At 53.8% G+C, this 12,239-nt stretch carries 15 protein-coding genes and 1 tRNA gene; 10 read left to right on the forward strand and 6 right to left on the reverse strand.

All coding sequences use genetic code 11. The annotated features are described in order from the left end of the window. Positions 1 to 237: 237 nt before the first annotated feature. The gene (gene mgtE, locus RR51_RS03395) at positions 238 to 1,680 is read left to right on the forward strand and encodes a magnesium transporter (RefSeq protein WP_039612614.1); all 1,443 of its coding nucleotides are present in this window, start codon (positions 238 to 240) and stop codon (positions 1,678 to 1,680) included. A gap of 96 nt (positions 1,681 to 1,776) precedes the next feature. Here the strand turns inward: mgtE and RR51_RS03400 are convergent, their stop codons facing one another. Beyond that, the gene (locus RR51_RS03400; RefSeq protein ID WP_015271261.1) at positions 1,777 to 2,103 is read right to left on the reverse strand and encodes an Arc family DNA-binding protein; all 327 of its coding nucleotides are present in this window, start codon (positions 2,101 to 2,103) and stop codon (positions 1,777 to 1,779) included. A 345-nt stretch (positions 2,104 to 2,448) separates the two neighbouring features. On the opposite strand from RR51_RS03400, the gene phnN reads away from it, so the two are divergent. Further along, on the forward strand, positions 2,449 to 3,042 hold the full coding sequence (phnN, locus tag RR51_RS03405) for a phosphonate metabolism protein/1,5-bisphosphokinase (PRPP-forming) PhnN (RefSeq protein ID WP_039612615.1): 594 nt from the start codon (positions 2,449 to 2,451) through the stop codon (positions 3,040 to 3,042). 315 nt (positions 3,043 to 3,357) lie between these two features. Beyond that, a tRNA-Arg gene (locus tag RR51_RS03415) sits at positions 3,358 to 3,429 on the forward strand. Between the two features lie 266 nt (positions 3,430 to 3,695). Here the strand turns inward: RR51_RS03415 and RR51_RS03420 are convergent. The 4 genes from RR51_RS03420 to RR51_RS03435 form a co-directional block, all read right to left on the reverse strand. Continuing rightward, on the reverse strand, positions 3,696 to 4,385 hold the full coding sequence (locus RR51_RS03420; protein ID WP_039612616.1) for a helix-turn-helix domain-containing protein: 690 nt from the start codon (positions 4,383 to 4,385) through the stop codon (positions 3,696 to 3,698). Positions 4,386 to 4,473: 88 nt separating this feature from the next. Next, positions 4,474 to 6,102, reverse strand: a complete 1,629-nt coding sequence (locus tag RR51_RS31475; protein WP_039612617.1) for a DUF2326 domain-containing protein — start codon at positions 6,100 to 6,102, stop codon at positions 4,474 to 4,476. After that, positions 6,095 to 6,316 carry an ABC-three component system middle component 7 gene (locus RR51_RS31880; RefSeq protein WP_039612618.1) on the reverse strand — a complete coding sequence of 74 codons (222 nt, stop codon included), beginning with the start codon at positions 6,314 to 6,316 and terminating at the stop codon, positions 6,095 to 6,097. Before RR51_RS31880 ends, RR51_RS31475 begins: the two co-directional genes overlap by 8 nt. Then, the gene (locus tag RR51_RS03435; protein ID WP_039612619.1) at positions 6,303 to 7,082 is read right to left on the reverse strand and encodes an ABC-three component system protein; all 780 of its coding nucleotides are present in this window, start codon (positions 7,080 to 7,082) and stop codon (positions 6,303 to 6,305) included. The genes RR51_RS31880 and RR51_RS03435 overlap by 14 nt, the downstream gene beginning before the upstream one ends. Before the next feature lie 375 nt (positions 7,083 to 7,457). Here RR51_RS03435 and RR51_RS03440 point away from each other — a divergent pair, with 375 nt between their 5' ends. Continuing rightward, a complete protein-coding gene (locus RR51_RS03440) occupies positions 7,458 to 7,682 on the forward strand; it encodes a hypothetical protein (protein ID WP_039612620.1) in 225 nt (74 codons plus the stop codon). Between the two features lie 64 nt (positions 7,683 to 7,746). Here the strand turns inward: RR51_RS03440 and RR51_RS31795 are convergent, their stop codons facing one another. Beyond that, positions 7,747 to 8,208 carry a helix-turn-helix domain-containing protein gene (locus tag RR51_RS31795; protein WP_039612621.1) on the reverse strand — a complete coding sequence of 154 codons (462 nt, stop codon included), beginning with the start codon at positions 8,206 to 8,208 and terminating at the stop codon, positions 7,747 to 7,749. Positions 8,209 to 8,350: 142 nt separating this feature from the next. On the opposite strand from RR51_RS31795, the gene RR51_RS03450 reads away from it, so the two are divergent. The 6 genes from RR51_RS03450 (at position 8,351) to RR51_RS03475 (ending at position 12,201) form a co-directional block, all read left to right on the forward strand. Next, positions 8,351 to 8,749 (forward strand): DUF6957 family protein, encoded by a 399-nt coding sequence (locus tag RR51_RS03450; RefSeq protein WP_034048503.1) that lies wholly within the window; start codon positions 8,351 to 8,353, stop codon positions 8,747 to 8,749. A gap of 43 nt (positions 8,750 to 8,792) precedes the next feature. Further along, positions 8,793 to 9,260: a hypothetical protein gene (locus tag RR51_RS03455; protein WP_039612622.1), complete on the forward strand. Its 468-nt coding sequence runs from the start codon at positions 8,793 to 8,795 to the stop codon at positions 9,258 to 9,260. Positions 9,261 to 9,262: 2 nt separating this feature from the next. Next, positions 9,263 to 9,646, forward strand: a complete 384-nt coding sequence (locus tag RR51_RS03460; RefSeq protein WP_039612623.1) for a hypothetical protein — start codon at positions 9,263 to 9,265, stop codon at positions 9,644 to 9,646. A gap of 171 nt (positions 9,647 to 9,817) precedes the next feature. Beyond that, entirely contained in the window at positions 9,818 to 10,306 is a 489-nt protein-coding gene (locus RR51_RS03465) for a hypothetical protein (protein ID WP_236693249.1), read from the forward strand. A gap of 336 nt (positions 10,307 to 10,642) precedes the next feature. After that, positions 10,643 to 11,008 carry a histone-like nucleoid-structuring protein, MvaT/MvaU family gene (locus RR51_RS03470; protein ID WP_039612624.1) on the forward strand — a complete coding sequence of 122 codons (366 nt, stop codon included), beginning with the start codon at positions 10,643 to 10,645 and terminating at the stop codon, positions 11,006 to 11,008. 407 nt (positions 11,009 to 11,415) lie between these two features. After that, complete coding sequence (locus tag RR51_RS03475) at positions 11,416 to 12,201, forward strand: SDR family NAD(P)-dependent oxidoreductase (RefSeq protein ID WP_039612625.1); 786 nt, start codon at positions 11,416 to 11,418, stop codon at positions 12,199 to 12,201. Positions 12,202 to 12,239 lie beyond the last annotated feature (38 nt).

The following is a 12,239-nucleotide window of genomic DNA, read 5'->3' on the forward strand; positions in this document are numbered from 1 at the left end:
TCGCACTGATAGCTTCGAGCGTTGTCCCAGCTTTATCACGCAAACGATTGTTCTGGCCAAAAATTTTAAGCGATCTGACAGCTTTAGCAGTGTATGATTGCGCCCGTCAGCCCCGCCGGGGCTTGTGGAAAACCACCATGGACTTACCCAGTAGTTACTCGCTAACAAGATTCATACAGAAAGATCTGACCGATTGATTCTCCCGGCGTGCTCCGCTGCTGGGAGTGGAGTTCGCCTATGACTGAAGTAGAAGTAAAAAAAGCGCAGGAAAGCCTGCAGGACCGCCTGGCCCAGGTGGTCGAACTGCTGCAGCGCCAGCGCGTGGTAGAAGACCTGACCCACCGTCAGGAAGGCGCCCACCACGACCTGGTGGAAAACCTGGTCCACCGCCAGAACCTCGTCGAGCTGCAGCGCAAACTCGACGACCTGCACCCCGCCGACATCGCCTACATCCTCGAAGCATTGCCCCTGGAAGACCGCCTGACGGTCTGGCAACTGGTGCGCTCGGATCGCGATGGCGACATCCTGCTGGAAGTGTCCGACGCCGTGCGGCAATCGCTGATCGCCGACATGGACGATCACGAGCTGCTCGCCGCCGCCAAGGAAATGGACGCCGACGAGCTGGCCGACCTGGCTCCAGAGCTGCCGCGTGACGTTGTTCACGAGCTGATGGAAACCCTCGATGCACAGCAACGCGAGCGCGTGCGTTCGGCGCTGAGCTACGACGAGGAGCAGGTTGGTGCGCTGATGGACTTCGAGATGGTCACCATCCGCGAAGACGTCAGCCTGGAAGTGGTGTTGCGCTACCTGCGCCGCCTGAAAGAGCTGCCGAACCACACCGACAAACTCTTCGTGGTCGACTATGACGGCATTCTCAAGGGCGTATTGCCGATCAAGCGCCTGCTGGTCAACGACCCGGAGAAGAAGGTGGCGGAGGTCATGGCGACCGATCCGGTCTCCTTCCACCCCGAGGAAGATGCCTATGATGCGGCGCAGGCCTTCGAGCGTTATGACTTGGTATCTGCGCCAGTTGTGGACAAGAACGAACGCCTGATCGGCCGCTTGACCATCGACGAGATGGTCGACCTGATTCGTGAAGAAAGCGAAAGCGAAGTGCTGAACATGGCCGGTTTGCGCGAGGAAGAAGACATCTTCGCCTCGGTCTGGCGTTCGCTGCGCAACCGCTGGGCCTGGTTGGCTATCAACCTGATTACCGCTTTCGTTGCCTCGCGAGTGATCGGCCTGTTCGAAGGTTCGATCGAGAAACTGGTGGCCCTGGCCGCACTGATGCCGATCGTGGCAGGCATTGGCGGCAACTCCGGTAACCAGACCATCACCATGATCGTGCGTGCCATGGCGCTGGACCAGGTGTCGCCGGGCAACACCAGCCGCCTGATGCGCAAGGAGCTGGCGGTATCGCTGCTCAACGGCCTGATCTGGGGCGGGGTGATCGGTGCGGTGGCGTTCTGGCTGTATGGCAGCTGGTCGTTGGGCCTGGTGATGACTGCGGCGATGACCTTGAACCTGCTGTTGGCGGCCTTGATGGGGGTGTTGATCCCGATGACCCTGACACGCCTGGGGCGCGACCCGGCGATGGGCTCCAGCGTGATGATTACCGCGGTGACCGACAGTGGTGGGTTCTTCATCTTCCTCGGGTTGGCCACGCTGTTCCTGCTGTAGCCCACGCTCCTACAAACAAACGGATCGCGTCTCTTGCAGGATCACCATTCACAAAAAAGCAGCTTACGCTGGCTTTTTTGTGTTCGGTTGCAAGCCTCAGGAGGCGTCGGCAGCCATTTCCACATCGTGAGCGATGAGGGCCACCAGCGCGTTCTGCTGGCGGTGCGACAGTTGGCGGAAGCGTTGCAGCAACTCGCGTTCATGCAGGGACAGTTCGGGGCTGTCCAGGCGCATGCTCAAATCGTCACCCAGCGCACCTTCCTGGATAAGGCTCTGTTCCAGGCGCGCGATGATTTCGGAGTTCATGCTGCGGTGATGGTTGCGCGCTACCTCGGCAATGCGCTCACGCATCCCGTCGGGCAGGCGGACGACGAACTTGTCAGCGGTGCGGCTCGAATAAATAGCCTGTTTCATTGGGCGCATATAAATTGACCGGATTTTGGTTCAGGGGAAGCGGTTCTCAAATTGGCCGCACGGGGTGGTAGTACGACCGTGGCGACGACGAAATGTTCAACCGTCTGTGAAAAATGGATGCTCATCTTGCCTCATGGTCGCCGTTTCCTTGGCGTCAATTCTGTGACAAATAGTGAGCCGGATAAAGGCTTTTTGCCAGTACCAATTATCAGAAATGAGTACTGGTTTGAAAAGTTTTACATGTACCGGCTTGCCCAATCGTCAGACTTTTGCCGTCAAAAACGGGTAAAACGCACCAAAAGCCCGGGAAAGTCCCTAGAATGTGCGGGTTTTCCTCCATAGAGCATAGTGGCTATGCAACATGACGCAAGCGACCGCCAATCAGGCACAGGCCGGTTGATATATCTGGTAGGACCGTCGGGTTCCGGGAAAGATTCCCTGATTGACGCTTCCCGTGAGCGGCTTTCAGCCGCCGGGGTGGAAATCGCTCGTCGCGTCATTACCCGTTCGGCTGAAGCCAAGGGCGAAGCCGCCCATGGCGTAACGGCCGAACAGTTCGAAGCAATGCGCGCACAGGGCGCGTTCGCCATGCATTGGCGCGCCAATGGCCTGGATTACGGCATTCCACTGCAGGTGGATCAGTGGCTGTCGGCGGGCAGGTCGGTGCTGGTGAATGGTTCGCGGGCTTATCTCGCCGAGGCGCGCCGGCGCTACCCGAACCTGTTGGCAGTGCTGGTGGAGGTCAGGCACGGAGTGCTCCGCGAGCGCCTGTTGGCCCGCGGCCGGGAAAGCGCAGAAGAAATCGAGCAGCGCCTGGCACGTAATGCACGCTTGCAGGCGCTGGCAGATCCGTCGCTGCATGTGCTGGACAACTCCACCACCCTGGAAACCGCAGTCGCGGCATTGTTCACGCTGCTGCATGATGAAGGTGTGCTGGCGCAGGTGTAGCATTGGCAGAAAAGGATTACGCGAAAAAGCCCGCTTGAGGCATGACAAACGCCAGCATGCTGGTTAACATGCTGGCCGTCCCGCTATGCAGCGTTCGCTGCCGGCACTTGCGTCTCAGTAGCTCAATTGGATAGAGCATCCCCCTCCTAAGGGGAAGGTTGCAGGTTCTTATCTGGGGTGGGGTATAGTCTCCTGTCCTAGCGGATAGTCCTACCGCTATTAGGTAGAGATCTGAGAGGGTGGGATGCCCATGGGGAGTGGAGGGAAGGTTAACTTTCCTAAGCCCTTGGTTTTGCGTAAGATACAGCGCTCGATGTCTCCTTAGTTTAACGGATAGAACAAGCCCCTCCTAAGGGCTAGATGCTGGTTCGATTCCAGCAGGGGACGCATTACCTTAAGCACTGAGCGTCCTGACTCATGCTTGTAGCTGATCATCGCTTGGTGCATCCAAGCACCATTCTGAATTCGCCGCGAGGCAGAGCATGAAAGCCACCCCAAGGTGGCTTTTTTGTTGATGGGCTTTCAACCAGGGCGCTCTACGCTGGCGGTGATCGGTGTGGAGCGCCCTATCCAGCAAGAAGCATGAAAGCTGCCCTGGGAAGCCCTAAGGCCCGTTTAAACAGCTGTCGTTTGCAGATGGGCGAAATTAGGCGTTACCAGAAGCTGATGTTTTTTGGCATGGCGATCTCGTTGGGTACTTCCCCATCACTAAAACCCACTAGGTAAAGCACCTGCCCCACAGGCTGCAGTTCTTGCTGAGGTAGAGACGTTTTCTGTAGGACTTGCCGAGTCGCATAACGGAGCGTGACGCCTTGATCGCCCAGGCGCGTCAGGAGATTCTGAAGTTCGTCAAAGACCTCTAGGAGTGACGTGCTTGTGTAGAGCTCCGCGCAGTCGCGGTACTCACGTACATAGTCCGTCAATTCTGCGAAAATCACGGCCTGCTCTTGGGAAAGCTCAAACGCCGGCTCGATGTAGTCGCCTACACTCTCGGCGGCAAGCTTCGCCAAAAACCTGCCAGACTCGATCTTCAGAGCTTTGCTCGTGATGTAGTCCTTCTCGAACTGCTCACGGGCGGCCTGAAGCTGTTCACCGGTGGGAATAGCCATCGGCTTGTTGAAAATGTCGATGTCTTGGATATCAAACGCACTGGCCAAGGAGCGTAGGGTGTTGAGGTTTGCTCCCGAACCAGCTTCCACCCGCTGGATCGTGCGCGGTGTGGTCTGGGCAAGCTCCGCCAGTGTTTCTTGAGACCATTGGCGGAGTTCTCGGAGATACCTGATTACCTGGCCCAGTTCGGCTTTGCTAAGGAGGCGCGTGTCGGTTGCGTCGAAAATGCCCATCTCGTGTGTCCTGCCCTGTGGCTGTCGTGGTAGCTCAAGCATGTAGGCGCCCAAGGCGTCGGGACACGACACGTACCCGACAGACACCTTATGTCCGCTTCTCTTTCGCCCTCCAGTCCTGGGTATAGAGGAGCTTGTCGCGGTGTAATTGCAACACCATCTTGGCGTTCAGGGTGTCCTGAGTTGTGCTATTGAATTTCTTGGCCTCATCAAAAGCCAGGAAAATTTGCTTATTTTTGAATGAGGCCAGGATGCGAATAATGTGCTCCGTGGCGGCAATTTCAATGTTCTTGTAAATCATCGAGTCATGGATTACGAACGGTAGTCGCGTGAGCGAAAGCATTGAAAGGTCAAATCCAACCAGACCAGCATACGACTTGCCTGTTCCAGTATCCATGCGCGAAGTGAAGCTATAAGAGTTGGCCTTTTTAAGATGTAGTCGTGATGGCTTGCGTTCAGGGCCGTATACCAGCTTGTTAAATTTCTCAAGCTTTTTATTTATTGCGCTCTCAATCTCAAGGAAGATTTTATTATAGATGGCTTCTAGACGAGTTTTAGTGGCTGCTTCACTACCCTCAATAGAGGCCTTCTGTTCAAAGAACTTATTTTCCTCTTTAGCTTTGTCGGTGACTTCTTTGAGTTCGAAAACTTTCGCAAATAGGTCTGTGGGAGTGCCTTTGGCCTTAAGTGTCAGCTTTATCTGCTGGTCAAGGTCGGTAATCGCTGTTGTGATCTCAGTTTCGTTCGCAATTAGTAACTCAAGCTCAGTTTTGAGCTCCTTGCTCACGAGCTTTCCTATTTTGGCGTGAAATTGCTCTACCATCTCAAGGCGCTCGAGATTGGCGTCTGGGAAAAACTCAGCAACGAGGGCTATATTCGCCGCGAGACGAGGTGTTATTCCGGAGATGTCTGTTTGGAGCTTTTCTCTTCTTGCAGAGACCAGATTTCTCTTGCTCACCATATTATTTTTTGTCTGCTGTATAGCTCTTAACTTATCGTCGAACAGGGCTTCGTATGCAGTGATGGCGCCTGCGAAGTTGTCCTTAATGTCACTAATGGCTTGCGCATTGGTTTCAATGAGTTTTTTGTTGGCTTTGTACTTGGTCATCGTGATCCGTGGAATAATTTCCGCAGTCATCGACTTGTTCATCAGGTTTCTTTTGTCTTGCAATGTCTGAAGTACGGCTCGCTCTACAGAAACATCACCAGTGCGTTCGAATAGGTCGACCAGCCTGGCTACACCGGCGCCGAGCTTTTCTTTTGGATTACCCGCCAGTGGGTGATCTGGATCCGCTTCCCCCTTGTTCCATATTCGAGCAAAAGGCCCAACGATGGATCGGAAGGAGCTCTCTAGTTCCGACAGGTCGTAGAGGCTCTTGAGCTTCTCCCTATAGGCCTCGACTGTTATCTCATCTAGCTTGACATGATTTGAGTCACAAATATCCACAAAGTCTGCTTGCTTCGTAGACCTTGTGACGAACAGGGGCACGCCACCAAATTCAAATGTGATTTCGTATGAGTGGTGCCCAAGGAACTCGATAGCTCCAGCGTCATCATCCAACAGGCTGTCGCCGCCCATTGCAAAGTCGATTACAAGAAGGGCTGATGATTTGCCAATTGAGTTCTTAGCTTCGTCATCTCCGAGGATAACGTTTAGTCCGGCGTGGAAGTCAATAGTGCTCTGATTGAATAGGTTGCACTTTATCTGTTTAAGCATATTCAATCACTCCAGATTCATCTTGGACGTCCAAGTATCCGAGAAAATATAAAATGTCCATTGCGGTGAGAAACTCGGATGCATCCAAGAAGTCGTCTTTTGTCCTTGATAATGCTTGGGTCACGGTCTCCCCTGGCGTTTTGTCAGCGAGTATCGCAAGCATTTTGAAAATCGTTGATTCTTCAAGTTTTGTAAATTTGCTAGGGACTAACATCGAATACCTCACAATTTTGCACGAAGAATGACGTCAAAACTCTTGAGGCATCGATTGACTTGCCTGTTCTAGTGCTCATCCACTCGGTGATGTATTTGAATACAAGATCTTTGTTATCTGGGTTTAATTTGCGCATCTCCCAGTAGTAACTATTGACCTGGTTTTGCAAAATCTTTACGGCAGATTGGTCTCGCATCTCTAACAGTCGCATTTCTTCACGAATGGCAACGAAATAATCAACTACATCGTTGCGAATGTTTCGCTTAAGAAAGTTACTGGCGCCTGTCTTCAGTTTGTCGCTGAGCTTCTTGGCATCAAGCTCGAGCTCAAGGCCTAACGTGTCTGTGACATCGATTTGCAAGCTGGTGATAATTTCCAGTATTTCCTTTACTTCTTCTTTTAGCGTGTGCTCGGAAATTGCCTTTCTTGCAGCTGCGTCTCTAATGAAACCATCCTTGATGGCCCGTATATGCTTGTACTCATCGATTTTGAAGTCTTTATCGAATTTTGTGTGGCAGCTAGGGCAAAGACATATCAAGTTTTCTAGGCCATTGATGTCTGCTGGTAACAGAAATCCAGTTAAAGCTCGTGCTTGAGCGGCTGTTGGATTGAGAGGGTAAATGTGTGCGAGTTCATATCCTTTTGAGGTCTTGGAGCCGACTTTCTTTATGAGGATTGGTTGTGTACACAGAGGGCAGGCACCTCCTGTCTCTCCATACAAGATGCTATGCTCTTCAGGGCTATACTTTACCCGTTCATTTGCCATATTTAGCCTTCAAACCTAGATTTTCTGCGCACCAGTGTTGCCTATCGTGGCTAATTGTTGAGTTGATGAGACAGAGAGCGAGAAGCCTCACTGAGGCTATGGTGAATTCCTGCTCAGGAAGTTGGGGTCTTATTGAAGCGCATGCAGGTGTAGGCATGGTCGCGTCCGACGAAAGCGGAGGGACGCTAACCTGATCTACCTGTTCTTGATTCCACATTCCCTGTGCCTGATTCCACTTTGTGTTCCGGAACATACCATTTTGCCATCATGTCCGGTATAGCCGAGACGTGAGCACGGATGGGTGGCTGAGCGTCAGGGAACGTGATAACTGATCAGGAGCTAACGTATGATCGTGGAAAATCGGCTACGAAAAGCATGGGAATGATACTCAAGCGGCTTTCACGAATTTGGAACAACATCAACCCCGACCGCCGCCCTGAGTGGGAAAAACGGCGTGAGCGTGAGTTCATCGAAGCGGTAAACAGCCTTAAGACGCTCAGGGTGACGCCGGAGGGCCGCATGTCCATCGACCCTGAAGAGATCCGTGAGCAAGTGCTGGAGGCGCGGGAGAGGTTGAAGCATTTCGTCCAGAAACCATAGGCCTATGCTTTCCCTCGGCACTGAGGTGCGCCAGGGCATGCCCTAGTTGACGTGCTTTGAGGGCTTATCTGCCTGGCTCTCGCTCCCAGAGCCGCCACACAGTGCTCCTTGAGTAACCCAGAGCCCGAGCCACCTCAGGTGGTGTGAGGCCATCCTTCTTCAGGGATTGCACAGCCTTCCACTTCTCCCTAGACGCTGTAACGCGAGGATGTTCAATCTCGCGGGGCAGTCGCTCCAACAGATCATCCGCTCTCCCCAATCCCTCTACCTCATCCAGTGCTTGCTGTAGCACTTGGCGTGTCGTCACTTGGCTTTCCGCTGCGATGACCATAGCGAATAGGCTGGTCGGGCTAACTTTCAATGCAGTGGCCAAATCAGTGAGGGTATCAATGGTAGCCGTCGTGGTTGCCGCTTCCACGGTATGGACGGTCTGCTGAAGAAGAGGGCCCGACAGATCCTGCTGGGATAGCCCTTGCCGGACTCGCAGTTGCTGCAGCACGGCGGCCAGAGAATGGCGTAGCGACATTTCTGTCTCCGCAAAAGGAGACGGTATGCCCCGTTTGCCTCGTTTCACTCAAACAGATATATTTGTTCGAGTGAAACAAATGGCGATCTGCTTCTACGTTCCCATTCGCATCACGTCGTCGTTTTGGATACCGAGGTTTTTGGTGACTGATAGCTCCGTAGAGCATGAGCTGCTCCAGGAAGGGCATGTCTCTTCCGCTGGGACGTCACTGTCCCAACCCGAAATTGAGGCACTGCTTGCCGAACGCTTTCCTCGCAGGCCCTATTGCTTGGTTGAGGACTGGCTCATCTTCCACGTTGATGAGCCGCAGGAGTCGCTGGACAGAGTCCGGTCTGTAGGCCTGCAGCCGATGTTCCTGTACTCCCATTGCGTCAACTACGACAGCGAGGGGCGATTCCCGCCAGGGGGATGGGTGCGCTCGACGCTGTGCAAGACCTATGACGGCGTTTGCATGTTCGAAACGCGCAACACCGTGTACGTTCTGGTTGGCCCTGGTCGTGAGCAGACCGCCTCGCTGAAGACAATTTTCGGCTTATGTTGACCCGCAGGTTCCGCCTGGCGGGCTTGCCCTGATGAGATTCACGATGTTCCGCATTAGCACGCAAGACCAAGCTGGCCCGGTAGGCATGTTTGGGGACGGTCTGGCTCATTTCCATGCCGTCACCCGATCTCTGGCCACTCACTGGTATCACGTCAGCCTCAAGCGCCGGCATGAGGATCGGTTCGTTGCCTACGAAGAGTTGCTCAACGATGAGATGCGCCTCGTCGAGCTGTTGGTAGCGCAAGACGAGAGCCTGGTGGTGCAGGAAGTCCAAGCCGTCACCCCATCCTGGATGAACAAGGATGGCTGCTGGAAGATGGAGAAGCTCACGTCGCTTTCGATGGGACACAACCAGGCTGGTGTGGCCATCTGTGTTCTGGAAGTAGAAGGTGGTGCTGTGTATGTCGATACGCATGAGCCTGATCTCGGTGCCGACTCCCTGAGCGACGTCAAAGAGCTGTACCGACGCGGTATGGCTCAGGCCAATGCTTCAGAGCCTCGGAGGGCTTAGGCATGTCAGAGGTCAACACGGTGAAGGTGGACTACCACATGAAGCGCTACTCGGACTTCGATCTGTTGCGTATTGCTCGAGCTATAGGCCAGGGGTATGAGGACGAAGTCACTGCGTTTCTGATGAATGTCCACATTCATCGGTTGAGCGCCGTTGGCGTCGTCTTCGGGCATGTGCGGCAAGGGCCTCATGGTCGTTTTGCCGATGGGCACCTGATCCAGACATCCGACATCGTGAATGTCAGGAAGGAAGGCAAGTTCTGGGTGATCACGACCATGAACTCCAAGTATGTCGTGGCTACCTTCCGCCGTGATGGTGGGCGCCGCAGCTTGAGGGATTTCTGCCGCTTGGTTGGAGACCGCTTCCCTAATACACAGCTGCACTGATTTAGATCGAGCCTGAGCATGCCGAGGTGTGCTCGAGGCCTTCCCCTGCCTGTCATTCAGGAATTGAGCAAGGAGCTGCAAGTGTTTATAAAGTTTGAATATCTGAAGTTTTCAGGGTGCCTACAGGACATACGAGTTTTTGAGAGCTTCTCAGATAATGTGCAAGTCATCATGAAAATCGACGACGTCCTCATTCCTAATTTTCGGATGCCTACTCGAATTTATGAGGAGTTGGAGAATGGTGGCCGGTATGACTTTTATGGCCTTGTGCAGAAGTCGAGGAATAAGCAAAAAAATACAGGATTTGTAATGGCTGTAAAGGCCGAAAACGGGAAAATCCTAGAGCAGCCTAGCTTGAAGTACACAAGCCAGGTAGGTATTTGGGTGAACGGTGCGGTAATCGCGGGCGTGGCGTTTCTGCTATCCTGGATTGGGTTGTTTTTTGCAATCGGCGCGTTTGATACAAGTGGTGGATCGTACAATGGCTTTGCCCAATTTGTATCCGATCTGACTGGCTATTCACTTACCATTGCTGGTTTGGTGTTCGCTGGTTTCGTTGGCGTAGGTATCAACTTGTTCCGTAAGGCAACTTCGCTTGAGACCTGGAAGTCGATTGCTCCGGACAAGTTAGTACAGCGATTCAGCAAAATGCATCGCTGATACTTGAGCGTGCCCCTGTGGGGGACGGCTGTCGTAAACCGTGCCCGGCTTGCCGGTCACGGCCCTACGGGCTTCCATCCTCACGCCTTCAGCCATCGTGGCTTGCGCGCTCCGCTTGCGGTTTGGTCGCAAACCCAATGTTTATGGGGCTTGTAACGTGGTTTTGGGAATGTAACATTGACGCTGTTACATTCCAGAAGGTGCGTTACAGCCTCGATTCTGAAGGATGGGCCGCTCCATGTAGTCACCTGGCTTGGGCGACCTGAATTGCTATGACTTTCCTCAGCCGATTCTGTAATCTTGCTAAATAATTAGCCTCCTGAGGAATACGTCCCGATGTCCCGTCTCGCTGAATTTCGTCGTCTAGAGCAAAAACTCGCTCAGCAACTGGCAGAGCTCGAAGCCATGAAGGGTGACTCGGCCATTAAGGCTGAGATGGAGTTCGAAGAGAAGCTGCGAGCTCTCCTCGGTGAATACGGCTACAGCTTGCGCGACGTGATCAGCATTCTTGATCCCAAAGCCTCTGCACGTACTCCGGCCCCAGCCGCCCAGGAAAAGAGCAGCCGTAAGCCCCGCGAGCTGAAGATCTATAAAAACCCGCACAGTGGTGAAGTGGTTCAGACCAAGGGTGGTAATCATGCAATTCTGAAGGCATGGAAAACCGAGCATGGCGCTGAAACCGTCGAGTCCTGGCGTCAGTAAACATTGCGTGACGCAATGAGTACACGATAGGTAGCCTCATCGTGTATGTGTCCGACACCAAAGCCTCTCTGAGGAAAAGACTCTTCAGCGACAAATCAAACCCCGTCGCGGGGAGTTGGAGACCCCGAGCTACACCATTAAAAAAACCGCCTGTTGGCGGTTTTTTTGTTTCCGTCTCGACCTGGCTGGGGCAATCCAAGAACGATCAAATGAACGGTGTCTTCGTGCTGGTCATTGGCTGGTCTAGCTTCCTTGAGTTGTACCGGTTTCTGATCCGCCCGGGCTAGCGGCCCCTAGCGGTGTCATCCACTCCCTCTGGCCGATCACGACAGGCGGTAGCTTGACACTCAAATCACGCGGGTCTAATCTACCTACCAGTAGATAGATAAACCGAGGAGGTACTACTCATGCAGTTCAAAGGTCGCAAGCTTCTGGTTGTAGGTGGTACGAGCGGTATCGGTCTTGAAACCGCACGCATGGTTGCGGAACAAGGCGGCTCAGTCGTGATCGTGGGTAACCGTGCCGAAAAGGCCGAAGCGGCCCGTAAAGAGCTAGCAGCCCTGGTAGGTGAGGGTAGGGTCGTTGCCTATTCGGCTGACCTCACCGACTTCGCCAGCGTGAAGGGGTTGATCGAGAAGCTGGCTGCCGAGCACAAGGATATTGACCTGATGGTCAACTCCGCCGGCATCTATTACCCCAAGGCCTTCGTTGAGCACTCGTTGGAGGACTACGACAACTTCCTCAACCTCAACCGCGCCATTTTCTTCCTGACCCGTCATGTGGCTGCGGAGTTGATCGCGCAGAAGAAGCCAGGCTCTATCGTTAACGTAACGGCTGCGGCTGCTCGGCAGGCTGTTGAAGGCGTACCCGCATCGGCTTACTCGATGGCCAAGATCGGCCTGGACACTCTCACTCGCCACGCGGGTGCAGAGTTGGCAGAGCATGGTATCCGCGTCAACTCGGTAAGCCCCGGTATCGTGGAAACGAAGATCTTCGAACGCTTCATCCCTGGTGATCAGCTGGATGGTGCCCTGAAGGATTTCAACAATTTCCACCCGCTGGGTCGCAATGGCACACCACGTGATGTGGCTGATTCAATCGTCTTCCTGCTGTCGGACAAGGCGTCTTGGGTAACCGGCGCAGTCTGGGATGTTGACGGCGGGGTCATGGCCGGTCGTAAGCAAGGCAAGTAACATAGCGTGCAGTGGCCGGAATCGCTTTTCTGGTCGAG

The organism is Pseudomonas sp. C5pp, from assembly GCF_000814065.1.
GTDB lineage: Bacteria > Pseudomonadota > Gammaproteobacteria > Pseudomonadales > Pseudomonadaceae > Aquipseudomonas > Aquipseudomonas asiatica.

Excerpts from the sequence above, each read along its gene's own strand:
- mgtE (WP_039612614.1), top strand. The coding sequence starts at position 238 with ATGACTGAAGTAGAAGTAAAAAAAGCGCAGGAAAGCCTGCAGGACCGC.
- RR51_RS03400 (WP_015271261.1), bottom strand. The coding sequence starts at position 2,103 with ATGCGCCCAATGAAACAGGCTATTTATTCGAGCCGCACCGCTGACAAG.
- phnN (WP_039612615.1), top strand. The coding sequence starts at position 2,449 with ATGCAACATGACGCAAGCGACCGCCAATCAGGCACAGGCCGGTTGATA.
- RR51_RS03420 (WP_039612616.1), bottom strand. The coding sequence starts at position 4,385 with ATGGGCATTTTCGACGCAACCGACACGCGCCTCCTTAGCAAAGCCGAA.
- RR51_RS31475 (WP_039612617.1), bottom strand. The coding sequence starts at position 6,102 with ATGCTTAAACAGATAAAGTGCAACCTATTCAATCAGAGCACTATTGAC.
- RR51_RS31880 (WP_039612618.1), bottom strand. The coding sequence starts at position 6,316 with ATGTTAGTCCCTAGCAAATTTACAAAACTTGAAGAATCAACGATTTTC.
- RR51_RS03435 (WP_039612619.1), bottom strand. The coding sequence starts at position 7,082 with ATGGCAAATGAACGGGTAAAGTATAGCCCTGAAGAGCATAGCATCTTG.
- RR51_RS03440 (WP_039612620.1), top strand. The coding sequence starts at position 7,458 with ATGGGAATGATACTCAAGCGGCTTTCACGAATTTGGAACAACATCAAC.
- RR51_RS31795 (WP_039612621.1), bottom strand. The coding sequence starts at position 8,208 with ATGTCGCTACGCCATTCTCTGGCCGCCGTGCTGCAGCAACTGCGAGTC.
- RR51_RS03455 (WP_039612622.1), top strand. The coding sequence starts at position 8,793 with ATGTTCCGCATTAGCACGCAAGACCAAGCTGGCCCGGTAGGCATGTTT.
- RR51_RS03460 (WP_039612623.1), top strand. The coding sequence starts at position 9,263 with ATGTCAGAGGTCAACACGGTGAAGGTGGACTACCACATGAAGCGCTAC.
- RR51_RS03465 (WP_236693249.1), top strand. The coding sequence starts at position 9,818 with ATGAAAATCGACGACGTCCTCATTCCTAATTTTCGGATGCCTACTCGA.
- RR51_RS03470 (WP_039612624.1), top strand. The coding sequence starts at position 10,643 with ATGTCCCGTCTCGCTGAATTTCGTCGTCTAGAGCAAAAACTCGCTCAG.
- RR51_RS03475 (WP_039612625.1), top strand. The coding sequence starts at position 11,416 with ATGCAGTTCAAAGGTCGCAAGCTTCTGGTTGTAGGTGGTACGAGCGGT.